Origin of the sequence: Blastococcus capsensis, assembly GCF_030165005.1 — a bacterium.
GTDB classification, from domain to species: domain Bacteria; phylum Actinomycetota; class Actinomycetes; order Mycobacteriales; family Geodermatophilaceae; genus Blastococcus; species Blastococcus capsensis.
Window position 1 is genome coordinate 133,821 of sequence record NZ_JASNNW010000015.1, and the last position, 24,483, is coordinate 158,303.

The window sequence follows — 24,483 nt, forward strand, 5'->3', positions numbered from 1 at the left end:
GTGTCGGCCGGACGGGTCGGCGCGGTCCCGGCTTGCCGCCGGGTCCTCCCGGCGGAAGGCTCCCGGTGGATCGGCGGACGAGGAGGCGACGATGGCGGCACGTAAACCGGGGGAGATCGCGGAGGTCGCGACCGCGACCGGCGCGAAGAAGGTGCACCGCACCTGGGACCGGGTGCTGGTCAGCGCCTTCCTGGCCGGCGCGTACATCTCCTTCGGCGGCCTGGTCGCCATCACCGTGTCCTCCGGCCTGGATCCGGCCATCTGGGGCACCCTGCCGACGCTCATCACCGGTATCGCCTTCACCCTCGGCCTGGTCCTGGTCCTCATCGCCGGCTCGGACCTGGCGACGGGGAACATGCTGCTCGTCCCGTTCAGTGCCATGGGCGGCAAGATCGGGGTGGGCGACGTCGCCCGCAACCTCACCGTCGTCCTGCTCGGCAACCTGATCGGGGCGCTCTTCGTGGCCTACTTCCTCGCCGTGCAGAGCGGGGTGATCGGTGACGCCGACGCGTCGGGAAGCGCGGCGCTCACCTACGAGCGGCTGGCCGACATCGCCCAGGGCAAGGCGACCGGGCACACCGCCTGGGAGACCTTCCTCCGTGCGGTGGGTGCCAACTGGCTGGTGTGCCTGGCCGTGTGGATGTCGCTCGCCGCGACGACGGTCTCGGGCAAGATCCTCGCGATCTTCTTCCCGATCATGGCGTTCGTCGCCATGGGCTTCGACCACGTCGTGGCCAACATGTTCTTCCTGCCGGCCGCCATCTTCGCCGGCGTCGAGGACCTCGGCTGGGGTGACGTCCTGCTCAACTGGCTGCTCGCCGGTGCGGGCAACCTGATCGGCGCGGTCGTCTTCGTGGCGACGTCCTACTGGTACCTGTTCCTCCGCGACCGGCCCGGGATCTCACCGGAGGCCGAGGCGGCCGAGCCGGCGGAGCGCGGCTGACCGGACGTCCGGGTGAGATCCCGATCGGCATGATCCGGGAGTTTGCGGAAACCGGAGGCCGGGGTAGCGGCCTGCGGCGAGAGCCCTGGCGCAACCGTGGCCCGGGACGACACCCCCGAGGAGAAGCCGTGACCGTCGCCGCTCAGATGCTGGACACGTATCCCAAGGACCTCGGCGGGGTGGACAAGCAGAAGCTCCTCGAGTGCATCGAGGCCTGCTTCGCGTGCGCGCAGGCCTGTACCGCCTGTGCCGACGCCTGCCTCAGCGAGGACATGGTCGCCGAGCTGACGAAGTGCATCCGCACCAACACCGACTGCGCCGACATCTGCGACACCACCGGCCGGGTGCTGTCCCGGCACACCGGCTACGACGCCAACCTGACCCGCGCCGTCCTCGAGGCCTGCGCCGCCGCGTGCAAGTCCTGCGGTGACGAGTGCGCCGGCCATGCCGAGATGCACGAGCACTGCCGGGTGTGCGCCGAGGCGTGCCGCCGCTGCGAGGCGGCCTGCCGGGACCTGATCAGCAGCCTGGGCTGATCGGCATGCCGTCGCTGGCCTCTGACCCTGGCGGGGTGCGGTAACCGTCGACGTGCTGCTGGCGGCGGCGGGCGCGCTCGCACTCCTCGCCGCCGCCTGGTCCGACTGGTTCCGCCGCCTGCCGGTGAGCGAACCCCTGCTGGCGCTGGCCATCGGCGTGCTCCTCGGACCGGCGGTGCTCGGTGTGCTGCCGCTGCCGGCCCTGCTGGAGGACCACGCCTGGCTGCACACCGCCGCGCGGCTGCTGCTGGCGATCTCGGTCATGTCGGTGGCGCTCCGGTATCCCTTCCACGCCGTACGCGCCCGCCGGCGGCCGGTCCTGCTGCTGCTGGCGGTGGTGATGCCGGTGATGGCCGTGGTCACCGCCGGGCTCGCCGCATGGACCCTGGGCGTCGGCCTGGGGGTCGCCGCGCTGATCGGCGCCGCGCTGACCCCCACCGACCCGGTCCTGGCCTCGACCGTCACCACCGGGGAACCCGCCGAGCAGGACCTCCCCGGCCGCGACCGGCAGGTGCTCTCCCTGGAGTCCGGGGCCAACGACGGGCTGGCGCTCGCGCTCGTGCTGATCGCGCTGGCGCTGGCCGGTCCACTGCCCATGGGCGACGCGCTGCTCGAGACGGTCTGGGACGTGATCGGTGCGCTGCTGCTGGGGGCGTTCCTGGGCTGGCTGGGTGGCCAAGCACTCAAGGCCGGGGCCGACCACGGTGCGACCGACCCCGGGCCCGAACTGGTGTTCACGATCGTGCTGGCCTTCGCCGTCCTGGGTGTGGGCGGGCTGATCCACGTCGACGGGATCTTCGCCGTCTTCGTCTGTGGGCTCGTCTTCAACGCGGTGAGCACCGGACGGGAGCGCGAGGCCGACGTGCGGATCGACGAGGCGGTCAACCGGTTCGTCGTGCTGCCGCTGTTCCTGGCGTTCGGCGCGATCCTGCCGTGGGCGGAGTGGCGCTCGCTCGGCTGGGCCGGCCTGCTGTTCGCGGTGGCGGTGCTGCTCCTGCGCCGGCCGCCGGTCGTCTACCTGCTCCGCCGCCCGCTCGGCCTGCCCCGGCCCGACGCCGTCCACCTCGGGTGGTTCGGCCCGATCGGGATCTCGGCGCTGTTCTACCTCACCCTGGAGTCGGAGCGGCTGTCGATCGACCCGGTGGTGCTGGTGGCCGGCTCGCTGGTGGTCGCCGTCAGCACGCTCGTGCACGGGCTGACCGCCACGCCGGGGCGGGTGCTGTACCGGAAGGTGGCCGGCCCGAAGGGCGGGGACGAGGACGCGCACCCGGACCGCCCGGTGTCGTCGTCGAGCGGCGACGGGTAGGGGGCGGGCATGTGGTTCGACAGCGTCTCCGACCTGGTCCGCGTCCTGCTCGTCGGCGGGGCCGCCTACATCACGGTGGTCGTCCTGCTCCGGACGACGGGCAAGCGCACCCTGGCCAAGCTGAACGCCTTCGACCTGGTCGTCACCGTCGCGCTGGGCTCGACCCTGGCCACGATCCTGCTCAGCTCGGACGTCTCCTGGACCGAGGGCGCGCTCGCGCTGGCATTGCTGGCGGTCCTGCAGACCGTCGTCGCCTGGGCCACCACGCGCCGGCCGGGCCTGCGCAAGGTGGTGACCGCCCGGCCGAGGCTGGTGCTCCGGGACGGCTCGCCGCTGCCCGATGCCATGCGGGCCGAGCGGATCAGCCTCGACGAGATCCGGCAGGCGGTCCGGGCCTCGGGTACCGGCGACCTCTCCTCGGTCACGGCCGTGGTGCTGGAGAGCGACGGGTCGCTCAGCATCCTGTCCGCGCAGCAGTACGGGGACGGTTCAGCCCTGGAGGGTGTGGCCGGGGTGAGCCGGTGACCCTTGCGGTCACATCCCGGGCGACCGAGGCGCGTTGACCAGGGTGAGGCGTCCGCCGTCGTCCCGGACGCTGACCGCCAGCGAGTGCAGGGCGTGCAGTCCGTCCTCGTCGGCTTCCGACACCTCGCGCAGGTCCACGACGACGGCGTCGTGACCGCTCCGGCGCAGCGCCTCCACCGTGCCGCAGACCATGTCGGCTGCGCGCACGGTCAGATGCCCCTGCGCGTGGATGGCTCCGAGCCGGCCGTCGATCCGTTCGGTGAACGCAGCCTGGTCGTCCACGGGCGGGAGCCCGCCGGGCGCCGCTTCGGGATGCCGGGGTGCCAGGTGCCGCGGGTCGCTGAAAGCAGCGTGTGCGCTCATCGTGCCTCCTGGCTCGGTCGGGACGCGGCCGACGCCGGCAGGGCCCGGACCCGGCGGCGTCCTGGCACAGGCTGCCAGTGACCGGCCCGGACGGGAAGGTTCTCAACGCAACCTTCACGCAGATGTCGCCTGCCGGGCCGTCGGAAGATCACCGCTTGCTCAACGTCATCGGTGGGTGACGGACTGCGCCGAAATGTGACGAACTCGTGTCACGCAGCCTGGGTGCCCGCCGCCCAGGTTCGGCCGTGCCCCGGGGCGGGCAGGGGCGGGGAACCGGCACGACATCGAACTACCGGAGGACGCACGTGGCGCGCATCGACCGGATCGCGGAACCTTGGGGCACCCGGACCCCGTACGGACCAGGCGAGAGCTGGCCCACGAGGGTGGACACCCACCTCGCCGGCGGCCTGACCGAGGCCGATGTCGACCGCTGGGTGCAGTCGGCGTCGATCCTGCACTCCAACGGTGACGCCCTGGACATCGCCGTGAAGGACGAGCGGATCGTCGGTGTCCGCGGCCGGGAGGTCGACCGGGTCAACCACGGCCGGCTCGGCCCGAAGGACCTGTTCGGCTGGCAGGCGAACAACTCGCCCGAGCGGCTCACCAAGCCGCTGATCCGCAAGCGCGGCAAGTTGGTCGAGACCGACTGGGACACCGCGATGAACGCGGTGGCCGGCCGGGCGAAGGAACTGCTCCAGGAGCAGGGGCCCAGCGCGATCAGCTTCTACACGACCGGGCAGCTGTTCCTGGAGGAGTACTACACGCTCGGCCTGATCGCCCACGGTGGTATCGGCACCAACCACGTCGACGGCAACACCCGCCTCTGCACCGCCACCGCGGCAGCGGCGCTCAAGGAGACCTTCGCCTGCGACGGGCAGCCGGGCTCCTACACCGACATCGACTCCGCCGACGTCATCGCGCTCTACGGGCACAACATGGCCGAGACCCAGACGGTGCTCTGGACGCGCGTGCTCGACCGCCTCGCCGGCCCCAACCCGCCGAAGGTCATCTGCGTCGACCCCCGCGCGACGCCGGTCGCCCGGGCGGCCACCGTCCACCTGGCCCCCCGCCCGGGCACCAACGTGATGCTGATGAACGCGCTGATCCGCGAGATCATCGCCAACGGCTGGATCGACCGGGAGTACATCGAGGCGCACACCGTCGGCTTCGCCGAGCTCGAGAAGCAGATGACGGGCTACACCCCCGAGGTCGCCGCCGAGGTCTGCGACGTGCCGGCGGAGCAGATCCGAGAGGCCGCCCGGATCCTCGGGCAGGCCGAGCGGCTGCTGTCCACGGTCCTGCAGGGCTTCTACCAGTCCCACCAGGCCTCGGCCGCCGCCGTCTCGGTGAACAACATCAACGTCATCCGCGGCATGCTCGGCAAGCCGGGCTGCGGAATCCTCCAGATGAACGGCCAGCCCACCGCGGAGAACACCCGTGAATGCGGCGCCGACGGCGACCTGCCCGCGTTCCGCAACTGGGAGAACGACGAGCACATCAAGGACCTCGCGCGGGTCTGGAACATCGACCCGATGCAGATCCCGCACTACTCGCCGCCGACGCACATCATGCAGCAGCTGCGGTACATGGAAGAGGGCTCGATCCGCTTCCTGTACGTCACAGCGACCAACCCGGCGGTCTCGCTGCCGGAGCTGGCGCGAATCCGGGAGATCCTGGCCCAGGACCGGCTGTTCCTCGTCGTCCAGGACATCTTCCTGACCGAGACCGCGCAGCTGGCCGACGTCGTCCTGCCCGCCGCGACCTGGGGCGAGAAGACCGGCACCTTCACCAACGTCGACCGCACCGTGCACCTGTCGGAGAAGGCGGTGGAGCCGCCGGGTGAGGCGAAGTCCGACCTGGACATCCTCATCGACTTCGCGCACCGGCTGGAGCTGAAGGACAAGGACGGCCAGCCGCTGGTGAAGTGGTCGGACGCCGAGGGCGCGTTCGAGGGCTGGAAGGAGTGCAGCCGCGGCCGGCCGTGCGACTACTCCGGCATGTCCTACGACAAGCTCCGGGGTGGCAGCGGCATCCAGTGGCCGTGCAACGAGGAGCATCCCGACGGCACCGAACGGATCTACGTCGACGGGCAGTTCTGGGCGCAGCCCGACTACTGCGAGAGCTACGGCCGCGACATGATCACCGGCGCACCGGTGGAGGCGACCGAGTACAAGGCGCTCAACCCCACGGGAAAAGCGGTGCTCAAGGCCGCCGAGTACATCGGCCCGCACGAGATGCCCAGCCAGGAGTTCCCCTTCCAGCTGATCACCGGCCGCACGCTGTACCACTTCCACACCCGGACGAAGACCGGTCGGGCGCCGCAGCTGGACGCCGCCGCCCCGGAGGTCTGGGTGGAGATGTCGGCGAGCGACGCCACCGACCGCGGCTGGACCGAGGGCGACGTCCTGGAGGTGACCACCCCGCGCGGCCGGGTGCAGGCCCGGCTGCGGATCAGCGGCATCCGCCCCGGGGCCCTCTTCCTGCCTTTCCACTACGGCTACTGGGACACCAAGGAGGGCTCTCGGCCGAAGAAGAAGGAGGCCGGCCGGGCGGCCAACGAGCTGACCCTCACCGACTGGGACCCGGTGTCCAAGCAACCGATCTTCAAGACCGCGGCGGCACAGGTCCAGCGCGTGGCATCGGGGAAGGGCACGCCTGCCCCTGCTCCGACGACCACGGGGTCGGCGCCGGTGACCGGCACGGTGCGCCCGACCGTCGGCGGCGACAGCGCCCGCGCACAGGAGCTGGTGGGAGGCACGGCATGAAACTGGACATGGCGATCGAGGAGCTGCACCGCTCGGAGAACCACCTGGTCACCGTGCTGACGTCCATGTCGGACAAGCACAAGGCCGACCACGAGGTCTTCTACGTCACCCGCGACATGGCGAAGTGGTCGCGCCAGCACGTGGCAGACCTCGCCCGGATCGGGCGGGACTTCGGGCTGGACCTGGACCCGGAGGCGTCCGAGGACCCGGGCATCCTGGCCACGATGAAGCAGCGGGCGTCGGACCTCACGGGACGCCGGTCGGTTCCGGGGCTGCTGCTCCTGGCCGATCTGCGCCACCTGTACCGGGAGGCGGCCGGCACCTCGGTCGACTGGGAGCTGCTGGCCCAGGGCGCGCAGGGAGCCAAGGAGCAGGAGCTGCTGGACATCGCCGAGAAGTGCCACCCGGAGTCGCTGCGCCAGGCCCGGTGGGCCAACGCGCACCTCAAGGTTGCCTCGCCGCAGGTCCTCGCCAGCTGATGCCCGGGGGGGCCGGCGAGCCCGGGACGAGGGTCGTCCTGCGGCCGTTGGCCACACCACTCCCGTTGGGGTTCCTCGGGCTCGTGCTGGCGACCACGGTCTTCAGCGCGGTGCAGTTGGGTTGGATACCGCCCGACCAGGGCCGTGTGGCGGCGATCACCGCGATCGCCGCCACGGTGCCCCTGCAGCTCATCGCCTCGGTGATCGGCTTCCTGACCCGCGATCCGATCGCCGCGACCGGCATGGGCGTGCTGGCCGGGGCGTGGGCGGTGACCGGGTTGGCGACGCTGACCACGCGCCCGGGTGCGACGAGCGCCGGTCTCGGCGTCCTCCTGGTCACCGCGGGCATCGCCCTGCTCATCCCGGTGGGGGTCGCGCTGAGCAGCAAGGTGGTGGCGGCGGCCGTGATGGCGTCGACGGCCGGGCGGTTCGTCAGCACGGGGATCTACGAGATGTCCGGATCCCCTGCCTGGAAGGTGACGGCCGGATGGGTGGGGCTCCTGGCGGCGGTCATCGCCCTCTACGCGGCGGCGGCCTTCGAGCTGGAGGGCACGCGCGAGCGCACGGTCCTGCCGGTCGGTCGCCGCGGCAAGGGCCGGGCCGCGATGGCGGGGAAAGGGCCGCTCGAGCCCGCGGAGCTGGTCGAGGAGGCCGGGGTCCGCCCGCAGCTGTGAACTCCGTCCGGGGTGCACGGTCGGCGGTCAGCGGGGCTGCGGATCCGAGGCGGCGGGCGGGGGGATCAGCCCCGCGGCGACCGACCACCGCCCGGCCAGCGCGTCCGCCACGGCCGAGCGCCACAGCGCCGCCTCGCGATCGTCCACCGAGGTGGTCTCCACCGCCAGCTGAGCCGTGCGATCGGTCAGGGCGTGCAGATCGGCGTCGAGGCCCTGGCCGCGCACCCGCCAGCCGAGTTCGCGCAGCAGCCCCGCGATCCGCCGCAGCACGGCCGGCTGGCCGGACGCGTACTCCAGCGGTTCCTCCAGCCCCAGCCGCAGCAGCGCCTGGGCGGTCCACCGGGGAAGGACCAGCCGCACCACGCCTTCCTCGTCGCGGCGTGCGGTGACGTCGGTGTGCCGCGGCAGCAGGTCGCCCAGCAACGCGGAGACGTGCGACAGCGCGTGCACTGCGGTCGTCGGGTCGTTGATCCCCGGCGAGAGCGCGCGTCCGGCGATGTCGACGATCTTGCGGAGGCTGTAGGCGGGGTCCTCCTCCGGCGTCCGCTCGTGGGAGACCGCCACTGCGCCGGTGATCGCGTCGGCCAGCTTCTCCCGGTCCTGCACCGGGGCACCCGAGCGGGACCACACGTGCGCCAGCGGGGTACCGGCCACCACGGAGTCGCCCATGCGCGGGGAGAGGGCCACCACGGCGTCCTGAGCGCGCGCCTGCTCGATCACCCGGTCCTCGTCCACGGCGACGACGAAGCCGCTGGTGACCGCCTCGACCGGAGTGCCCGGGCCCGGGGGCAGCCCGACCGGTGGCTCGTCCGGCTCGTCGCCGGCCCGCTGCAGTGACTCCATCGCCTCGTCGTGGACGTCGCGCAGCATCACCTCCACCCGCAACGAGCGGGCGAGGTGCCCGAGGAAGAAGACCAGCGCCGCCACGCTGCCCAGGGCGAAGAGGAACGCCAGGGTGATCGACAGGCGTGGCACGAAGGCCGGGCCGTCGGCGTCCTCGGTGCGGACCGTCCTGAGGACGGTGAGCGCGTAGACGAAGGTGGCCGTCAGCTGGCCCAGGGTCGCCTGCACCACCGGGTCGGTGGCGAAGGTCTGCAGCAGGCGGGGGGAGTACTGGCTGCTGCCCAGCTGCAGCGCGACGACGGTGAGGGAGAAGATCACGCCGGTCACCGAGATCAACGAGCCGGCGATGGCGGCCAGCAGGTCACGCGCCGCGGCCGGGCCGCCGCCGAACACGAAGCTCAACGGTGAGCCCTCGTTCGGGGTGCCCATGAACCCGTCCAGCACCGGCATCAGCAGGCCGAGGGTGACGGCGAGGGTGACGGCGACCAGCGGGAGCGGCCACAGGGAACCGCGCATCAGGCGCCACAGGCGGCCGACCGGATGGGAACGGCTCACTCGTGGACTCCCGTCGCGATCGGCCGGGCGGTCCCCGGCTCCGATGGCGGCGTGGCGGTGTCCGGGGGGTCGGCGGGCGGGTCGCCGGGCGACGCCGGCGGATGCGTCCGGAGGTACTCGAGCACGTGATGGGCGACGGCGGTGATCGGCACGGCGACCACTGCGCCGGCGATGCCGAACAGCAGGGTGCCGGCCGTGATCACCAGCAGCGTGACCACCGGGTGCAGGTGCACGGCCCGGCGCATGATCAGCGGCTGCAGCACGTTGCCCTCCAGCTGCTGCACCACGAGGACCACGACCAGGATGATGACCGCATCGCGCGGGCCGTCGGTGACCAGGGTGACCAGCACGGCCGCCGCACCGCTGAGCAGCGCACCGAAGTAGGGGACGAAGGCGCCGAAGAAGGTGAGCAGGGTCAGCGAGAGCCACAGCGGCACCCCGAGCACGAACAGCCCGAGCCCGATGAGCAGCGCGTCGATGGCCGCCACGGTCACGACGCCCAGCACGTAGCTGCTCAACGTCGACCAGGCCTGGCGGCCCGCGCCGTCGGTGCGCTCCCGCTGCCTGCCCGGCACCCGCTCGACCACCCACGCCCACATGCCGCCGCCGTCCTTGACCAGGAAGAAGACGACGAAGAGCACCAGCACCATGGCGCCGAGCGCGGTGAGCGCCATCTCGGCGCCGGCCACGGGGGAGGGAGTGGTCTCGGCCAGCCTGGCGACCAGCCGGTCCCGGAGGCCCGCCACCCGCTCCGGGTCGAGCCCGAGCGGTCCGGTCACCAGCCAGCCGCGGACCCGGTCGATGCCGGCGGCGAGCGCGGGGGTGAGGTCGGTCAGCCTGCTGCTGGTCCGGAACCAGACCAGGGTGCCGACGCCGCCGAGCACGGCGACGAGGGACAGCACGGCCGCGGCCGCGGCGAGTGCCGGCGGGGCGCCGATGCGGCGAAGGCGGCTGGTGAGGGGCACGGCAAGCGCGGTGAGCAGCAGCGCGGCGATCAGCGACAGGGTGACCAGCGACAGGCGGACGAGCAGTCCCATCACCAGCCAGCCGACGGCGGCCACCCCCAGCACGGCGACGGAGCGGACGGCCAGCCGGCCTGCCGCACCGCGCCACGGCGACGCGGCGGGTAACTGGCCCGGAGCAGCGGCGGGGGCGCCCGGGACGGTGGTGCGACCGGCGTCGGTCACCGGGGGGCCGGCTCGGGGCTCTGGGGAGGGGCCACGGAGCTGAAGTTGTCCCGGCCCACCGGGGCCTCGGTGAGCCCGGTGTCGGTGGGCACCTCCACGGGAACGCCGTCGACGAGGAACCGCACCTGCTGGGTGTCCTCCAGGCCGGTCAGCGTCCAGACCACCTGGGCGACGGCGAGCAGCTGGTTGCCACCGGAGATGCCGGCGAACTCCGGGGTCACCGTCACCGAGGTGATCCCGCCGGGCAGGCCGACGTCCACCGACAGCGGCTGCGGGGCCAGGGCGGTGCGCAGGCCGACGATCACGTCGGCCCGGGTGGGGCCGGCGGTCAGAGCCTCGAGTGCCTCCGCCGCAGTCGGGGCGTCGACCGAGCGCCGGGCCGGCATCAGATCGGTGCCCCGCACGAAGAAGACGGTCAGCTCCAGTCCGACGTCGTCGGTCCGCTGCCCCGGCTGGGACGGCTGCGGGGCAGGGATGGTCAACGGCTGGGGGGCGGTCTGCGGCTCGACCCCGCACCCGGTGAGCACGACCAGCCCGCACAGCAGCGCGAGGAACGCTCTCACGGAGCCGCCTCCACGGGCAGCTCGACCACGAACCGTGCGCCACCGGCGGGGCTGTCCTCGATGTACACCCGGCCGTCCATCGCGCGCACGTGCCGGGCCACGAGGGCGAGTCCCAGTCCGGATCCCTCGGTCTCGGTCCGGATGCTGCCCGCGCCCCGGGCGAAGCGCTCGAAGATCCGCGTCCGGTCGACCTCGGGGACACCGGGGCCGGCGTCGTCCACCAGGACGCGCGCCTGGTCACCGTCCCGGGTGACGGTGACGGTGACGGCGACGACACCCCCGGCGTGCCGGTCCGCGTTGTCCATCAGGTTGCTCAGCACCCGCTCCAGGCGCCGCTTGTCCACGCACACGACGACGTCCTCGGCGCCGGCTCCGGTCGAGAGCAGCTGCTCTGCGCTGCCGTCCAGGCGCCGCCGGGACAGCACCTCCCGGATCAGCGCCGAGAGCTGCACCGGCTCCACCGCGACGTCGGTGCTGCCGGCGTCGGCCCGGGAGATCTCCAGCAGGTCGGCGACGAGCCGTTCGAACCGGATCACCTCCGAACGGAGCAACCCGAGCGCCTCCGCCTGGTGGGCATCACCGGGGTCGGCCGTGGCCTCGACCAGGTCCAGCGCGCCCAGCATGGTGGTCAGCGGGCTGCGCAGCTCGTGGCTGACGTCGGCCGCGAAGCGGGCATCGCTGAGGACCCGGTCCTCCAGCGCCTCCGCCGTCTGGTTGAACGAGTTGGCGATCGGGATGAGCGACGGGTCACCGCGCGGGTCGATGCGGGTGTCCAGCGCCCCGGCCGCCACGGCCGCCGCGGCGGCGGAGATCCGGTCGAGCGGGCGCAGCGTGGGTCCGGTGACCCACCAGCCGACCACCAGGGCCAGCGGCACGGAGCCGAGGACCGAGACGGCGAGCACGGCGGCGAGCACCCGGTAGGTCTTGTCCAGCTCCTGGAGCGGGAAGACCTCGACGTAGGCCTGGCCGAGCTCGGCGAGCGGGATGGCGATGGCCAGCACCATCTCGCCGTCCACCTCGATCCGCTGGCGGACCGGTGACCCGTCGACGGCGGCAGCGCGCAGCTCCTCGGGCAGATCGTCCCGGCCGATGAGCAGCGAGGTCGTCGTCCAGGCGCCGTCGTCGACCAGCAGCGAGGTGGAGCCCGTCTCGCGGGGCAGCTGGGCCAGCAGCTGCGGCACGCTCAGCCCCTCGGTGACCAGTGACCGCTGCACCTGGGCGGCGTTGGTCGACGCCTGAGCGAGGGTGACCCGCTCGCGCTGCAGCAACAGGTACTGCGACACCGCCACCCACACGGCGATGGCGAGGACGGTGGACAGGAGCAACGTGACCGCGGTGAAGGCCACGGTCGCCCGGGCGCGCAACGTCCGCAGGCGGAACGGCGCCGGCCGCGGATCCCGCCGCGTCTCGGACGGCGTGGCGGGATCCGGGGCCGCCGCGCTACCCCGGGGAGCGTTGCCGGCGGCGGCGGGCGGGGTGCCGCCGGCGGGCGGAGCCGGGGCGGTCACCCCGGGACCCGGTAGCCCATGCCCCGGACGGTGGTCACGAGCGTGGGATTCGCCGGGTCCGGTTCGATCTTCTTGCGCAGCCTGCGCACGTGGACGTCGACCAGCCGGGAGTCACCGAAGTAGTCGTAGCCCCACACCCGTTCCAGCAGCTCCTCGCGGCTGAGCACGCGCCCGGGCTCGGCGGCCAGCTCGGTGAGCAGCCGGAACTCGGTGCGGGTCAGGTTCAGCATCTCGCCGCCCCGGGTGACGGTGCCCTCGGTCGGTGAGACCTCCAGGTCGCCCACGGTGAGCCGGACGCGGGGTTCCGGTGCGCGGGTGCGCCGCGCCAGCGCACGGATGCGGGCGGAGAGCTCCTTGACCACGAACGGCTTGGACACGTAGTCGTCTGCGCCGGCCTCCAGCCCGGCGACGACGTCGTGGCTGTCCGAGCGCGCGGTCACCATGATCACCGGGGTGCTGGACGTCTTGCGGATCTCCCGGCACACCTCGAAACCGTCCTTGCCCGGCAGCATGAGGTCGAGCAGGATCACGTCGAAGGTGTGCTCGGCCAGGTGCTCGAGGGCCTCCTCGCCGCTCCCCGCCTCGGTGACCTCCAGTCCCTCGCGCTGCAGGGTCATCTGGAGCATGCGCCGGATCCGCGGGTCGTCCTCGATGATCAGCACAGACCGCGACATGCCCCTCAGTCTGCCGACCTCCGGCGGGACGCGCAGGCCAGGTACCCGATGGGGCGCACCGGCGCCGGGGGGCCGCTGCGCGAGCCCTCGCCGCGTCGGCACGTCACAGCATGCCGGGGCGCTGTGTGACAAGTTCGTGACCGGCGGATCCCGCCGGCCGCTGGTGGCTACGGGGCCGGGAGACCTGGCCGGCGTCCGCCCGGCCGAGAGGAAGGAAGCCCCGCTCGTGAGCCGGAGAGTTCCGCCCGTCCCACCCGTCATGGGGCGACGGGGCATCCGTCGTGCCCCGCGCGCCGTGACCGGTGGCACGAGGTGAGCGCGGTCGTCTCCGTACTCTGCGTCGTCACCGGCGCCTTCATCGTCGGCCTGGTGGTGTGGGACGTCGTCGCGACGACGCTCACGGTGGGCGGTACGGCCGGACCGCTCACCAACCGGTCGCTCGCGGCCACCTGGCGGGCGCTGTTGCGGCTCCACCGGCGACGGGCGGGGTGGCCGCGACTGCTCGGCACCGCCGGGGCGCTGCTGCTGGGGCTCACCGCCGTCATCTGGATCGTGCTGTTCTGGGCTGGGTGGTCGCTGATCTTCCTGGGCAGCGGTGCGGTGGCCGACGCGGACACCGCCGTGCCGGCGTCACTGACGGACGTCGTCTACTTCGCCGGGATGACCCTGTCCACCCTCGGGGTGGGGGACTTCGTCGCCAGCACGGCCGGGTGGCGGATCGCCTCGGCGGTGGCCGGCTTCAGCGGCCTGGCGTTGATGACGTTGGCCATCACCTATCTGCTGTCGGTGACGTCCGCGGTGGTGAGCCGCCGGGCGGTGGCCACGCAGCTGCACGCGCTGGGGGACAGCGCGCAGGGCATCGTGCTCGGTGGATGGGACGGGAAGGGGTTCGAACCAGCCTTCGTCCAGCAGCTGGTGCAGCTGCCCGGTCAGCTGGCCACGGTGGCCGAGCAGCACGAGGCCTACCCGGTGCTGCACTACTTCCGCAGCCGGACGGCGAGCGCGGCGGCCCCGCTGGCCATGGCCCGGCTCTACGACGCGCTGCACCTGCTGGAGGCGGGGGTCGCGCAGCCGGTGCGGCCACCGGCCTCGGCCGTGCAACCGGTCCGACGGGTGGTGGAGCGGTACGTGGGGACGGCCGGCGTCGACCGGGCGAAGGTGCACGAGGCCGACCCGCCGCCGGCGCCGGCCGTGGATCGGCTGGTCGCCGCAGGCCTGCCGCTGGCGCCGGAGACCGAGCGGCAGGGAGCGGTCGGGGCGGTCGCCGGGCGCCGGGCAGGATTGCGGCAGCTGGTCGAGGACGCCGGATGGGAGTGGGACGGGTGATCATCGAGCTGTTCGGCCAGGAGATCCGGCTGCTGTTCGTCAGCGAGGAGAACGGCATCAAGCTGCTTCTCACCGCCGTCCTGGTGGTCGGCCTGCTGCTGCTGCGCTGGGCGGCCCGCGCAGCCGTCCGGATGCTGATGCGCGGCATCGACCGGGACGGCCCCCGCTTCTGGGCGCGGCAGATCATCAACCTGACCGTCACGATCCTGCTGTTCCTCGGCGTGCTGTCGGTCTGGTTCGACGACCCGTCGCGGCTCGCCACGGGGATCGGCCTGGTGACGGCGGGGCTGGCGTTCGCCCTCCAGAAGGTCATCACCGCACTCGCCGGCTACCTGGTGATCCTGCGGGGCGGCACCTTCGATGTCGGCGACCGGATCACGATGGGCGGGGTGCGGGGCGACGTGATCGCGCTCGGCTTCGTCCGCACCACGATCATGGAGATGGGGCAGCCGCCCGCGGTGCAGGGCGCGGATCCGGCGCAGTGGGTGCGCAGCCGTCAGTACACCGGCCGCGTCGTCACGGTGACCAACGACAAGGTGTTCGACGAGGCGGTCTACAACTACACCCGCGACTTCCCCTACCTGTGGGAGGAGTTCACCGTGCCGATCCGCTACCAGGACGACCGGGGTCGGGTGGAGCAGATCCTGCTGGCCGCGGCGCACCGGAACTCGGTCGCCGGTGAGCAGCTGCCGGCCGAGTCGCTGCGGCAGATGCGCGAGAAGTACTTCGTCCGCGGCGCCGACCTGGAGCCGCAGGTGTACTGGCGGCTGACCGACAACTGGCTCGACCTGACCGTGCGGTTCCTGACCGGTGTGTACGGCGTCCGCGACGTCAAGGACCGGATGGCCCGCGAGGTGCTGGCCGAGCTGGACGCCGCCGGCATCGGGCTGGCCTCGGCGACGTTCGACATCGTCGGGTTCCCCCCGCTCCGGATCGCCGGGCGGGAGGGACCGGCACCGGCCGGGTGACCGGCGCAGGTCGGCGGCTCAGCCCTCGGCCCGCAGCGTGAAGAAGGCGATCTCCGGCGCGGCGTTGATCCGCACCGGCACGACGCTGAAGCCGGTGCCGCAGGTGACGAACAGCCGGTTGCCTTCCGCGCCGTAGCTCTCCGGCGCCCAGCCTTCGGCGACGATCTTCTCCTCCTCGGTCAGCGCGAGGTAGGCCCAGTCCGGCGTGCCCGGCAGCGTGATCTGGCCGCAGTGGGTGTGCCCGGCCAGGGCGAGCGGGGCGGTGCCGGCGGGGAACTCGTCGAACGCCGTGGGGTTGTGCGACAGCACGATGCGCGGGGCGCCGTCCGGCACGTCGGCCAGTGCGGCGTCGACGTCGAGCTCGCCGGGCACCACCGGCCCGACACCGACCACGTGCAGGGCCTCGGTGCCGGTGCCGGTGCCGGGCACCGGCGCCGCCTCGTTGCGCAGGACGGTGACGCCCGCGGCCTCCAGGGCGGTGGTGACCTCCTCGGCCGCTCCCACGGCGTAGTCGTGGTTGCCCAGGACGGCGAACGTGGGGATGCCCGACTGCAGCAGGGGGTCCAGCAGTTCGAGCACCTTGTCGACCTGCTCGTCGATGCTCGGGCTGCTGCTGTAGACGAAGTCACCGCCGAGCAGCGCGACGTCGGGCTCGTCCTCGACGATCTCCTCGACGGCGCGTTCCACCATGCCCTCGTTGGCCCACCACATGCCGATCTGCATGTCGGCGATGAGCGCGACCTCCGTGCCGGCGGCCGTCTCCGGCAGCTGGGGCAGCGTGACGTCCTCGCGCTCCACGTCCAGGATCAGCCGTGGCTCGATCAGGACGCCGTAGAGGAGCAGCAGCACGAGCAGGCCGCCGAGGACGGCGGCGGTGCGGCGGATCCAGTGCCTCATGGGGAAGGGCCTCCGGGTGGGGAGTGGGTGTGCGCCGATCCGGAAGCGCCGGACGGGTGCTACCCCCGCAGGGGCTGATGGAACGGGCGGCGTGTCGTCGAGGGGGCGCGGGGGTCACCCGGTACGGCCGGTTTCCGGTGCCCACGCGTGCTCCGGCGTCCGGGCGGAGGAAGCCGGCACGCGGGCGCCCCGGGCCGGCCCGCGGTCCGTCGGACCGCGGGCACCGACCCGGGCGTCGACCACGGTGACGGGCGCCGCTGGCGCCCTCCGGCACGCGTGGCGCCGGGCTCACCGGTCGATGTGCTCCTCGCGGGTGACCGATCGGCCCACCAGGGTCTCCTCACGGCCGGGCGCACGGTCCACCACGTGGTTCCCCGTGACCACGGCCGTCGGCGCGGTCGCCGGGCCGGTCGACGTCGGCTCGGTGGGCGCGGCCACCGGCGCGTCGTTCCGCGTACGGGCGGCCGCGACCTTCACGGGCCGGCGGACCTTGCCGCCGAGGATCCCGCCCAGGACGGCCAGCACCAGGCCCGCCAGCAGCGACCAGAAGCCGGTCCAGAGCGCGGTCTCGACGGTGAAGCCGCCACCGGCCGAGCCGAGGCCACTGCCGATCTCCTGGGTGCCGCCTTCGAGTCCGGCCGCGAGGTTGCCGCTGAGGTCCAGGGCGCCGGGCACGACCGCGGTGAGGGTGAGCAGGAAGAGCAGCCCCCAGGCGGTGAGCCCGTTGACCAGCCCCGCCATGGCCCCACGCGCGCCGGCCAGCAGCCCGGCGAGGAAGCCGGCGAGCAGCAGGGCGCCGGCGGCCGTGCCGCCGACGAACCAGCCCAGGTTGTCGCTCACCCAGCCGTTGCCGGTGCTCGAGGCGAGAGCGAGCCAGAGCGCGTTGAAGAGGGCGTAGACCGCCAGGCCGATGACCGCGCCGGCGATCACGGGTCCCCAGCGCACCAGGTCGACGGTGCGGGCCTGCTGCTCCAGGGGTTGGACGGGTGGCACGGCGCTGGACATGTCGGTCCTCCTCGACTCGGCGGCCGGCGGTCGGATGACGCACACCGGGTGCGGAGGCGCGGCCGTCCGCTGCTCGGGGATGCCCGGCGGGTGGCGGGGGATACGGGTGCGCAGGCGCTGTCACGGCTTCGCAACGCGCGCCGACTGGCGGTGCCACCCTCCTGTTGCGAAGCGATGACGAAACGACCGGGCGGGCCTTGCCGGGGCCTCTTCCCGGGCACGGGCGAGGACCACGCCACCAACCGCTCCGGGGACTCCGCGGACGGAATCCTCAGCACGGAAGGAACGACGGCCATGACGACCAGCCGGCGACCGATTTCCCCGCCCGCCGCCAGCGACCGCGTGCGGCGGAACGGGTGAGCCCGATGGCGTCACCCCGCGCCACGCGGCGCCGGCGCCCAGCCGAGGCCGGCGTCCTCCTGGCGGCGGCCCTCGGCGTCACCGTCCTCGCCGGGTGCGGGGAGGACGACAGCACGCCGACCACCCCGGTGGACGTCGACGTCCGGCCGGTGGAGGACCTCGAGGACCCCTACGACGGGCTCTACACCGAGGCTTTCCGCGACGACATCGAGGGCTACCAGGGTCTGGAGGTCTCGCTGCTCGGAGAGGTGCAGCGCATCGTCTCGCCGATCGCCTTCACCCTCGGCGGTGAGGACGACGTCGAGCCGATCCTCGTGGTCATGTACGAGGAGCTCGGCGAGCTGGCTCCGGGTCAGGCCGTCGCCGTGGCCGCCGTGCCGGGGGAGGAGTTCGAGCTGGCGGAGGTCGAGCGGGCCATCGGCAGCGACCTCCCCGACGAGGCCTACGCGGACTGGGAGGGGGAGCCCTTCCTCGACGCCTCGATCGTGGAGCCGAGGGACTGAGCCCGCCGGCGGCGCGCGCCGGAAGCGGCGTGCTCGCGCGCCGACTCCAGCGTCGCGGCCGACGCCAGGGCGCGGGGAGCGGCCGGTATCCCCGGCAGAGGGGCCCTGGCCGCGGTCGCTCCCGGCGATCGTCGGTGGGCACCGATGAGTTCCGCGCGGTCGGCCGGTCTCCTCTCCGACCGTGCCTCCCGTACCCGCGGGTGGCGGTCGGACCGACCCGAGGAGTTCCCGTGCGCATGATCTTCGTCAATCTGCCCGTCACCGACCGCGACCGGGCCGACGCCTTCTACGGCGCGCTGGGTTTCCGGCGCAACGACCAGTTCTCCGACGAGAGGGGCGTCTCCTACGTCGTCGAGGAGAACATCCACGTGATGCTGCTGACCCGCGAGCGGTTCGCCGACTTCGTCAGCGGTGCGGTGGGAGACCCCGCGCAGGCCACTTCGGTCCTGAATTGCCTGTCGGCGGACAGCCGGGAGGAGGTGGACCGGCTGGTGAGCACCGCCGTCACCGCCGGCGGGAAGCCGTGGATGCCGGCGCAGGACCACGGTTCCATGTACGGCAGCAGCTTCGCCGACCCCGACGGCAACGTCTGGGAGGTCATGTGGATGGACCCGGCGGCGCTGCAGGGCTGACCGTGGTCCCGGCTTGCCCCTCCGCGGCCACACCGCGACGCTGACGGAGCGGGACGGCGCCACGACCAGCTGTAGGTGGCGCCGCCCGGCCGCCCAGCACCGCCCGAGGGGGAACGATGAAGGATCCGCGCCGTCCAGCCGTCCCGGAGAGGGAGACCTCGGGTCTCCGGCCGCGGACCACCGGCCGCCGGGTGGTCGTCTTCGCCGACGCCGACAGCGAGGAGCCGGTCGACTGGGCCCGCGCCGGGGTGCGCGACGTCGCGGACTCGCGGGACTTCGCCGACGGCGACGTCCCGCCGGAGACGCTCCGGGGAGCAGGCGCCACGGTGTTCGCGGCCCTGGGGATCGCCGTCGTCGCGGCCGACGAGGGGCAGCTGCGCGAACTGCGGGCGGGATCGGCCCGGCCGGTGCTGTCGGTCTCGCCGGAACTCGTGCACCACGTCCTCCCGGCCGACATCGGCACCTACGCGCGCGGGTACCGGGACGGCGTCGCCGATCTGGCCGGGCGGCTGACGTCCGCGGAGTGGCCCGCCCCCGGGGCGGCACGTCCGGCGCGGTTCCGGGACACCGAGGAGGCGACCTGGGGGGTGCAGGCCGTCCGCGCCGATGCCTCCGGCTTCTCCGGCCGTGGCATCAGGGTCGCCGTGCTGGACACCGGCTTCGACCTGGCCCATGCCGACTTCGTGGCCCGGGCCGTGACGGCCCGCTCCTTCGTCGCCGGGGAGGACGCCCAGGACGGTCACGGCCACGGCACCCACTGCATCGGCACCGCCTGCGGACCCGCGGTCCCTCCTGCCGGGCCGCGGTACGGCGTCGCCTCCGACGCGGAGATCTTCGCCGGCAAGGTGCTCGGCAACGAGGGCAGCGGCACCGACGCCGGCATCCTGGCCGGGATCAACTGGGCGGTGACCAGCGGCTGCCCGGTCATCTCCATGTCCCTCGGCGCCGACGTGGTGGAGGCGCACCCGCCGTACTCGGCCGCCGGGCGCCGGGCACTGCAGCGCGGCTCGCTGATCATCGCTGCCGCCGGCAACAATGCCGATCGGCGTACGGGCGACGACGGCCTCGTCGGTGCTCCGGCCAACAGCGTGGAGATCATGGCCGTCGGTGCCCTGGACCAGGGGCTGGAGATGGCGTACTTCTCGGCCCGGAGCCTGCCGGAGCGCGGTGGGCAGGTCGACGTCGCCGCACCGGGCTGGGAGGTGCTCTCGGCCTGGCCGATGCCGGACCGCTACCGGACGATCAGCGGCACCAGCATGGCCACTCCGCACGTGGCCGGCCTGGCCGCGCTGTGGGCGGAGGCCACCGGCCGACGCGGGCTGGAGCTGTGGGCGACGCTCTGCCAGGAGAGCGAGCGGCTGCTCCAGCCGTCGCTCGACGCCGGCAGCGGGCTGGTGATGGCCCCGCGGTGAGCGGTTCCCCGGGCGCGCGGGTCCGCGTAGCGTCGCCGGGCATGACCCACATCAGCGTCACCGTCGACGACGGGCACCTGTCCGCCCTCGACGGCGTGGTGCAGGGATTGCGGGCCCGTGGCATGCAGGTGGAACAGGTGCTGGACGGGCTGGGCATCATCACCGGATCGGTCCCGCCCGGCACCCTGGGCGCGCTGTCCGGGGTCGCCGGCGTGCTGTCGGTCGACGAGCAGCTGCGCCACCGGCTCGCGCCGCCGGACGCGCCCGTCCAGTAGGCCGCCCGGGCGTCAGCCGGCCGCGGACTCCACCGGGGCGGAGTCCGCCGGCGTCGGCGCCGGCGCCGGCGTCGCGGCCGGATGGCGGATCTCGCGGACGGCCGCCAGGGACCTGTGGACGCGCCGGCTCTCCGCGACGTCGGTCACCACCCCCGGCGGCGCCGGTGGGGTGTGGAGCAGCTCGTCGAGCCCGACCAGCAGCACCAGCCGGTGCATGCACGGGCTGGGCAGCACCGAGAGATCCCGGCCGTGGCCGCGGGCCAGGCGGTGCGCGGTCACCAGCGATCGCAGACCCGCGGCGTCGCAGAAGGTGACCTGCCGTGCCTCCAGCGTCCAGACCGCGTGGTCGGTGCCGGACAACGCGGCGAGCGCGTCGAGCACGTGGTGGGCGTGTTCCTGGTCGAGCTCCCCGGCCACACGCACCTGCGCCGAGCGCAGGTCGACCGAGACGAGGAACGGAGCGACCGCGGAGTCGGCGGAGTGACGGGCGTACTCGTGCAGATCCATGGCGGATCTCCCACCTGGGGCACGGACTGCCCGGAGCGGGGGCTCCGGTAGCACGCGTTGCCCCTGACGCGGCTCGGGCCGGAGCTTCGACCCGCTGGCGACGCTAGCACTGCCGGACGCGCGTGTCCCGGCGTCCTGTCGCCGCCCCGGACCGCGTCCTCCGAAGCCGGGTTCCGCGCGGCAGCCGACGACGGCACGGCCCGCCACACCGACGCCGACCGACACGCGCCTGTCCTCGCTGCGGGTGGGGGTGTCCGGCGGTGCCGCGATCCCGGGGGAGGTGATCCGCGCCTTCGAGGAGAGGTTCCCCGGCGTCGTCGTCCTCGAGGGCTACGGGGTGCCGGAGACGGCGAGCACGACGACGTTCGACGCCAGCGCGAAGGAGCGGAAGGTCCGCTCGATCGGCAGGCCGATCTGCGGTGCGGAGGTCCGTGTCGTCGACGACGAGGGCGAGGACCTTTCCCGGGTGAGGAGCACGTCGGCGAGTTCGTCCGCGGGCACGACGCGATGAAGGGCTGCTACGAGAACCCGGAGGCGACGGCGGAGGCGATGCGCGGCGGCTGGTTCCACCCCGTCGACCTCGTCCACCGGGACGAGGACGGCTACCTGCTCGTCGTCGACCGGAAGAAGGACCTGGTCATCCGCGGCGGCTACAACGTCTACCCGCGGGAGGTGCGGCTGGTGGCCGAACTGCCCAAGGGCCCCACCGGGAAGATTCTCGAGAAGGAGCTGCGCGCCAGGCGCCGCACTGAGCTCCGGGCGGAGCCGTGATGGGATGGGGCTGATGAGCGACGACGTGAGCCGACTGCGCGAGGTCCGACCCGGGGACGCCTTCGACGTGGAGGCCGTGCACGCGTGGCTGGCGCCGCGCGTGCCGGCGCTCGAGGGGAGGCCCGCCCCCCAGGTGCGGCAGTTCTCCGGCGGGGCCAGCAACCTCACCTATCTGCTGGACTACGACCACCTCGAGCTGGTGCTGCGCCGGCCGCCGCACGGGCACAAGGCGGCCTCGGCGCACGACATGGGCCGGGAGGTGCGGGTGCAGCAGCGGCTGCGACCGCACCTGGACGTCGTCGCGCAGATCCACGGCTTCTGCGAGGACTCCTCGGTCATCGGCAGCGACTTCTACGTGATGGAGCGGCTGCGCGGCACCATCCTCACCCGGACGCTGCCCGAGGGCGTGGAGCTCTCGCCGGAGCAGGCGCGGGCGCTGGGCGAGACGACCTATGACACGCTGGCCGACCTGCACTCCATCGACGTCGACGCGGCCGGCCTCGCCGACCTGGGCAGGGGCCCCGGCTACGTCCGCCGCCAGGTGGAGGGTTGGTCGCGGCGCTTCCGCGACGCGCTCACCGACGACGTGCCGCCGGCCGAGGAGCTCATGAGCTGGCTGGCCGAGCACCAGCCGCAGGACGTGCGCGCGAGCCTGCTGCACGGGGACTGGAAGCTGGACAACCTGGTCCTCGACCTGTCGGGCACGCCGCGGATCACCGGCGTCCTCGACTGGGAGATGGCCACCGTGGGCGACCCGCTCATGGACCTCGGCGCCTCGCTGGCCTACTGGGTGACCGCCGACGACGACGAGGAGTTCGGGATGGTCTCGAACCAGCCGAGCATCCTGCCGGGGATGCCGACCCGCGAGCAGCTCGTCGAGCGCTACCTGGCCCGGACCGGGCTGCAGACGCCGAACTGGATGTTCTACGAGGTCTTCGGCCTGTTCCGGCTCGCCGTCATCCTGCAGCAGATCTGGGCCCGGTACCGCTCCGGGCACAGCACGAACCCGAGGTTCGCGAACTTCGGGTTCGCGACCGCCGTCCTGCTCCAGCGCGCCGAGAAGCTGGCCGGATGCCGCTGATCTGCCTCGTCCGGCACGGCCAGGCATCCTTCGGCGCCGACGACTACGACGTCCTCAGCGAGCTCGGCCGGCGGCAGGCGACCTGCCTGGGGGAGGAGCTGCGACGGCGCGACCTCCGCGACCCGCTGATCGTCTCCGGCACCCTGCGCCGCCAGCGCGACACCGCGGCACTGCTGGCCGAGGCAGCCGGCTGGCCGGTGTCCGCGGAGATCGATCCGCGGCTCGACGAGTACGACCACCTCGACCTGCTGAAGCGGTATCCCACCGATCCCGGGAACCAGCCGGTCGGCGAGTCCGGGTCGCGCCAGGTGCAGCGGCTGCTCGACGCAGCGCTGCGCTCGTGGATCGCCGCCGGTGAGCCAGACGGCTGGCCGGCGTTCTCCTCCGGCGCCGTCGCCGCCGTCGCCGACCTGGTGGCCGGGCTGCCGCGCGGCCGGGACGCCGTCGTCGCCACCTCCGCCGGGGTCATCGCGGCAGTGACGGCTGCGCTGCTCGCCGCGCCGGCCGAGGGTGTCGTCGCGCTCAACCGGGCCGCGGTGAACGCCGGGATCACCTCCGTGCTGGCCGGCGCAGGCGGGCTGTCCCTGCTCGCCTTCAACGACCACGCGCACGTCACGGGCGACCGGCGGCACCTGCTCAGCTACCGCTAGGCGTCGCCACGATGCCACCGACCTCCACCCGGGCAGGCCGGAGAAGAGCCGCGCCGGCGAGCTGACCGGCGTCGGGCTGCCGGTGGTGGTGGTCCAGGGCGAGCGGGACGCATTCGGGGCACCCGCCGACGTCGCCGCCGTGCTCACCGGCCGCCCGAGCGCGTCGGTGTACGCGGTGCCCGGTGACCACTCGCTCAAGAAGAACCCCGATGTCGTCGGCGCGGCCGCCGCGTCCTGGCTGGCCGAGGTGCTCCCGGCCTGACGGCCGGGTCAGAAGGGTGGCGGGTCGTCCGCCGGGTCCGGTGGCGGCGGCGGTGGTTCCGGTGGTCCGGTGAGCACGCGGAAGCCGGGCGGACGGCTGATCCGGGTCACGCCGGAGGGTGTGATGACGGTGAGCACGCCGTCGGGGGTCATGGTGTGCTGCCAGCCCCGGGCGAAGGTCTTGAGCCGGTGGTGCCGGCGGCACAGGCAGCAGGTTCTGGCAGGCGGTGGCGCCGCCGGCGGCGTGGGCGATGACGTGGTCCAGGTCGGCCCAGCCGGCGCGCACGCTGCAGCCGGGGTGGCGGCAGGTGCGGTCGCGGACCTCCAGGAAGCGGTACTGGGCGGCCGAGGGGCGGTAGCGGTCCACCGCCGCGGGTGGGCCGAGCAGCGGGCAGCCGCATGCGGTGTCGGGGTGGTCGGGGCAGCCCCGTCGGACGAGGCGCGCCAGCTCGGTGCGGCCGGTGACGGCCAGCAGCGCCCCGGTGGCATCGGTGATGGCGATGTCCAGGCTGCCGCCGGCCGGTGCCTGCAGGCCGCCGGGGCAGGATGCGTCGAGCTGGGTGAGCAGTTCGCGCAGGTGGGCGGCGGTGATCGGCTCTCCGTCGACCTCGCCGACCGGCGCGGGCGTTCCGGGCGGGGTGCCAGGTGGGGTGAAGGCGGCCGGTCTCGGGGCGCCGGAGGCCAGGAACCGGGCGGGGGTGAGCGCGTCGAGCGGGGTGAGCACGGTCAGGTGCGCGGTCACCGCCGGCCGGTCCTGCCAGGGGCGCAGGATCAGGTCTGCGGCGGCGCCGGCCCGCAGCATCCCGATCGGCCGGTCGTCACCGGGGGCCTTGGCGGCGCGGGCGTGGGCGTCGACCGCGTCCCGGCAGGCCCGCGCCTCAGGGTGAGGCATCAAGGCGCGCAGCTCGCTCATC

29 protein-coding genes are annotated in these 24,483 nt (G+C 73.4%); 19 read left to right on the top strand and 10 right to left on the bottom strand.

Annotation, left to right across the window (positions count from 1 at the left end; genetic code table 11):
• Positions 1 to 91: 91 nt before the first annotated feature.
• The 4 genes from QOZ86_RS14170 to QOZ86_RS14185 all read left to right on the top strand — a co-directional run bounded on the left by QOZ86_RS14170 (position 92) and on the right by QOZ86_RS14185 (position 3,310).
• Positions 92 to 943 carry a formate/nitrite transporter family protein gene (locus QOZ86_RS14170; RefSeq protein ID WP_284492622.1) on the top strand — a complete coding sequence of 284 codons (852 nt, stop codon included), beginning with the start codon at positions 92 to 94 and terminating at the stop codon, positions 941 to 943.
• Between the two features lie 128 nt (positions 944 to 1,071).
• A complete protein-coding gene (locus QOZ86_RS14175; protein WP_284492623.1) occupies positions 1,072 to 1,479 on the top strand; it encodes a four-helix bundle copper-binding protein in 408 nt (135 codons plus the stop codon).
• A gap of 52 nt (positions 1,480 to 1,531) precedes the next feature.
• The gene (locus tag QOZ86_RS14180) at positions 1,532 to 2,785 is read left to right on the top strand and encodes a cation:proton antiporter (RefSeq protein WP_284492624.1); all 1,254 of its coding nucleotides are present in this window, start codon (positions 1,532 to 1,534) and stop codon (positions 2,783 to 2,785) included.
• A 9-nt stretch (positions 2,786 to 2,794) separates the two neighbouring features.
• Complete coding sequence (locus QOZ86_RS14185) at positions 2,795 to 3,310, top strand: DUF421 domain-containing protein (protein WP_284492625.1); 516 nt, start codon at positions 2,795 to 2,797, stop codon at positions 3,308 to 3,310.
• A 9-nt stretch (positions 3,311 to 3,319) separates the two neighbouring features.
• Here QOZ86_RS14185 and QOZ86_RS14190 read toward each other — a convergent pair whose 3' ends face one another.
• Positions 3,320 to 3,673 (bottom strand): STAS domain-containing protein, encoded by a 354-nt coding sequence (locus QOZ86_RS14190; RefSeq protein WP_284492626.1) that lies wholly within the window; start codon positions 3,671 to 3,673, stop codon positions 3,320 to 3,322.
• A 383-nt stretch (positions 3,674 to 4,056) separates the two neighbouring features.
• On the opposite strand from QOZ86_RS14190, the gene QOZ86_RS14195 reads away from it, so the two are divergent.
• The 3 genes from QOZ86_RS14195 to QOZ86_RS14205 all read left to right on the top strand — a co-directional run bounded on the left by QOZ86_RS14195 (position 4,057) and on the right by QOZ86_RS14205 (position 7,591).
• On the top strand, positions 4,057 to 6,438 hold the full coding sequence (locus QOZ86_RS14195; protein ID WP_284492627.1) for a molybdopterin oxidoreductase family protein: 2,382 nt from the start codon (positions 4,057 to 4,059) through the stop codon (positions 6,436 to 6,438).
• Positions 6,435 to 6,917, top strand: coding sequence for a hypothetical protein (locus tag QOZ86_RS14200; RefSeq protein WP_284492628.1), 483 nt, complete (start codon positions 6,435 to 6,437; stop codon positions 6,915 to 6,917). The genes QOZ86_RS14195 and QOZ86_RS14200 overlap by 4 nt, the downstream gene beginning before the upstream one ends.
• A 65-nt stretch (positions 6,918 to 6,982) precedes the next feature.
• On the top strand, positions 6,983 to 7,591 hold the full coding sequence (locus QOZ86_RS14205; protein WP_348637975.1) for an acetate uptake transporter family protein: 609 nt from the start codon (positions 6,983 to 6,985) through the stop codon (positions 7,589 to 7,591).
• 27 nt (positions 7,592 to 7,618) lie between these two features.
• Here the strand turns inward: QOZ86_RS14205 and QOZ86_RS14210 are convergent, their stop codons facing one another.
• The 5 genes from QOZ86_RS14210 to QOZ86_RS14230 are packed head-to-tail and all read right to left on the bottom strand — an operon-like array spanning position 7,619 to position 12,921.
• Positions 7,619 to 8,989, bottom strand: coding sequence for a DUF2254 domain-containing protein (locus QOZ86_RS14210; RefSeq protein ID WP_284492630.1), 1,371 nt, complete (start codon positions 8,987 to 8,989; stop codon positions 7,619 to 7,621).
• Positions 8,986 to 10,176, bottom strand: coding sequence for an AI-2E family transporter (locus QOZ86_RS14215; RefSeq protein ID WP_284492631.1), 1,191 nt, complete (start codon positions 10,174 to 10,176; stop codon positions 8,986 to 8,988). Before QOZ86_RS14215 ends, QOZ86_RS14210 begins: the two co-directional genes overlap by 4 nt.
• A complete protein-coding gene (locus tag QOZ86_RS14220) occupies positions 10,173 to 10,739 on the bottom strand; it encodes a GerMN domain-containing protein (protein WP_284492632.1) in 567 nt (188 codons plus the stop codon). The genes QOZ86_RS14215 and QOZ86_RS14220 overlap by 4 nt, the downstream gene beginning before the upstream one ends.
• Positions 10,736 to 12,247: a HAMP domain-containing sensor histidine kinase gene (locus tag QOZ86_RS14225; RefSeq protein WP_284492633.1), complete on the bottom strand. Its 1,512-nt coding sequence runs from the start codon at positions 12,245 to 12,247 to the stop codon at positions 10,736 to 10,738. Before QOZ86_RS14225 ends, QOZ86_RS14220 begins: the two co-directional genes overlap by 4 nt.
• The gene (locus tag QOZ86_RS14230) at positions 12,244 to 12,921 is read right to left on the bottom strand and encodes a response regulator transcription factor (protein WP_284492634.1); all 678 of its coding nucleotides are present in this window, start codon (positions 12,919 to 12,921) and stop codon (positions 12,244 to 12,246) included. The genes QOZ86_RS14225 and QOZ86_RS14230 overlap by 4 nt, the downstream gene beginning before the upstream one ends.
• 312 nt (positions 12,922 to 13,233) lie before the next feature.
• On the opposite strand from QOZ86_RS14230, the gene QOZ86_RS14235 reads away from it, so the two are divergent.
• Together QOZ86_RS14235 and QOZ86_RS14240 are read left to right on the top strand one after the other, a co-directional pair.
• Entirely contained in the window at positions 13,234 to 14,247 is a 1,014-nt protein-coding gene (locus tag QOZ86_RS14235) for a potassium channel family protein (protein WP_284492635.1), read from the top strand.
• Positions 14,229 to 15,215 carry a mechanosensitive ion channel family protein gene (locus QOZ86_RS14240; RefSeq protein WP_284492636.1) on the top strand — a complete coding sequence of 329 codons (987 nt, stop codon included), beginning with the start codon at positions 14,229 to 14,231 and terminating at the stop codon, positions 15,213 to 15,215. The genes QOZ86_RS14235 and QOZ86_RS14240 overlap by 19 nt, the downstream gene beginning before the upstream one ends.
• An 18-nt stretch (positions 15,216 to 15,233) precedes the next feature.
• On the opposite strand, the gene QOZ86_RS14245 is transcribed toward QOZ86_RS14240, so the two are convergent.
• Complete coding sequence (locus QOZ86_RS14245) at positions 15,234 to 16,112, bottom strand: metallophosphoesterase (RefSeq protein ID WP_284492637.1); 879 nt, start codon at positions 16,110 to 16,112, stop codon at positions 15,234 to 15,236.
• A gap of 288 nt (positions 16,113 to 16,400) precedes the next feature.
• Positions 16,401 to 17,117 (bottom strand): hypothetical protein, encoded by a 717-nt coding sequence (locus QOZ86_RS14250; RefSeq protein WP_284492638.1) that lies wholly within the window; start codon positions 17,115 to 17,117, stop codon positions 16,401 to 16,403.
• Positions 17,118 to 17,482: 365 nt separating this feature from the next.
• Between QOZ86_RS14250 and QOZ86_RS14255 the strand changes: the two genes are divergently transcribed.
• The 4 genes from QOZ86_RS14255 to QOZ86_RS14270 all read left to right on the top strand — a co-directional run bounded on the left by QOZ86_RS14255 (position 17,483) and on the right by QOZ86_RS14270 (position 20,299).
• The gene (locus tag QOZ86_RS14255) at positions 17,483 to 17,980 is read left to right on the top strand and encodes a hypothetical protein (protein WP_284492639.1); all 498 of its coding nucleotides are present in this window, start codon (positions 17,483 to 17,485) and stop codon (positions 17,978 to 17,980) included.
• A gap of 236 nt (positions 17,981 to 18,216) precedes the next feature.
• Positions 18,217 to 18,612 (top strand): VOC family protein, encoded by a 396-nt coding sequence (locus tag QOZ86_RS14260; protein WP_284492640.1) that lies wholly within the window; start codon positions 18,217 to 18,219, stop codon positions 18,610 to 18,612.
• Positions 18,613 to 18,728: 116 nt separating this feature from the next.
• Positions 18,729 to 20,024 (top strand): S8 family serine peptidase, encoded by a 1,296-nt coding sequence (locus tag QOZ86_RS14265; RefSeq protein WP_284492641.1) that lies wholly within the window; start codon positions 18,729 to 18,731, stop codon positions 20,022 to 20,024.
• A gap of 41 nt (positions 20,025 to 20,065) precedes the next feature.
• Positions 20,066 to 20,299, top strand: coding sequence for a hypothetical protein (locus tag QOZ86_RS14270; RefSeq protein WP_284492642.1), 234 nt, complete (start codon positions 20,066 to 20,068; stop codon positions 20,297 to 20,299).
• Positions 20,300 to 20,311: 12 nt separating this feature from the next.
• On the opposite strand, the gene QOZ86_RS14275 is transcribed toward QOZ86_RS14270, so the two are convergent.
• Complete coding sequence (locus QOZ86_RS14275; RefSeq protein ID WP_284492643.1) at positions 20,312 to 20,806, bottom strand: STAS domain-containing protein; 495 nt, start codon at positions 20,804 to 20,806, stop codon at positions 20,312 to 20,314.
• Positions 20,807 to 21,086: 280 nt separating this feature from the next.
• Between QOZ86_RS14275 and QOZ86_RS21235 the strand changes: the two genes are divergently transcribed.
• The 5 genes from QOZ86_RS21235 to QOZ86_RS21025 all read left to right on the top strand — a co-directional run bounded on the left by QOZ86_RS21235 (position 21,087) and on the right by QOZ86_RS21025 (position 23,570).
• Positions 21,087 to 21,317: an AMP-binding protein gene (locus tag QOZ86_RS21235; protein ID WP_431521224.1), complete on the top strand. Its 231-nt coding sequence runs from the start codon at positions 21,087 to 21,089 to the stop codon at positions 21,315 to 21,317.
• On the top strand, positions 21,314 to 21,577 hold the full coding sequence (locus tag QOZ86_RS14285; RefSeq protein ID WP_284492645.1) for an AMP-binding protein: 264 nt from the start codon (positions 21,314 to 21,316) through the stop codon (positions 21,575 to 21,577). Before QOZ86_RS21235 ends, QOZ86_RS14285 begins: the two co-directional genes overlap by 4 nt.
• 13 nt (positions 21,578 to 21,590) lie before the next feature.
• Positions 21,591 to 22,658 (top strand): phosphotransferase family protein, encoded by a 1,068-nt coding sequence (locus QOZ86_RS14290; protein WP_284492646.1) that lies wholly within the window; start codon positions 21,591 to 21,593, stop codon positions 22,656 to 22,658.
• Entirely contained in the window at positions 22,649 to 23,308 is a 660-nt protein-coding gene (locus QOZ86_RS14295; protein ID WP_284492647.1) for a histidine phosphatase family protein, read from the top strand. The genes QOZ86_RS14290 and QOZ86_RS14295 overlap by 10 nt, the downstream gene beginning before the upstream one ends.
• An 88-nt stretch (positions 23,309 to 23,396) precedes the next feature.
• On the top strand, positions 23,397 to 23,570 hold the full coding sequence (locus QOZ86_RS21025) for a hypothetical protein (protein WP_348637978.1): 174 nt from the start codon (positions 23,397 to 23,399) through the stop codon (positions 23,568 to 23,570).
• 8 nt (positions 23,571 to 23,578) lie between these two features.
• On the opposite strand, the gene QOZ86_RS21030 is transcribed toward QOZ86_RS21025, so the two are convergent.
• Complete coding sequence (locus tag QOZ86_RS21030) at positions 23,579 to 23,722, bottom strand: hypothetical protein (RefSeq protein ID WP_348637976.1); 144 nt, start codon at positions 23,720 to 23,722, stop codon at positions 23,579 to 23,581.
• Between the two features lie 259 nt (positions 23,723 to 23,981).
• Between QOZ86_RS21030 and QOZ86_RS21035 the strand changes: the two genes are divergently transcribed.
• The coding region (locus QOZ86_RS21035; protein WP_348637977.1) for a hypothetical protein at positions 23,982 to 24,483 on the top strand (502 nt) is incomplete at its 3' end.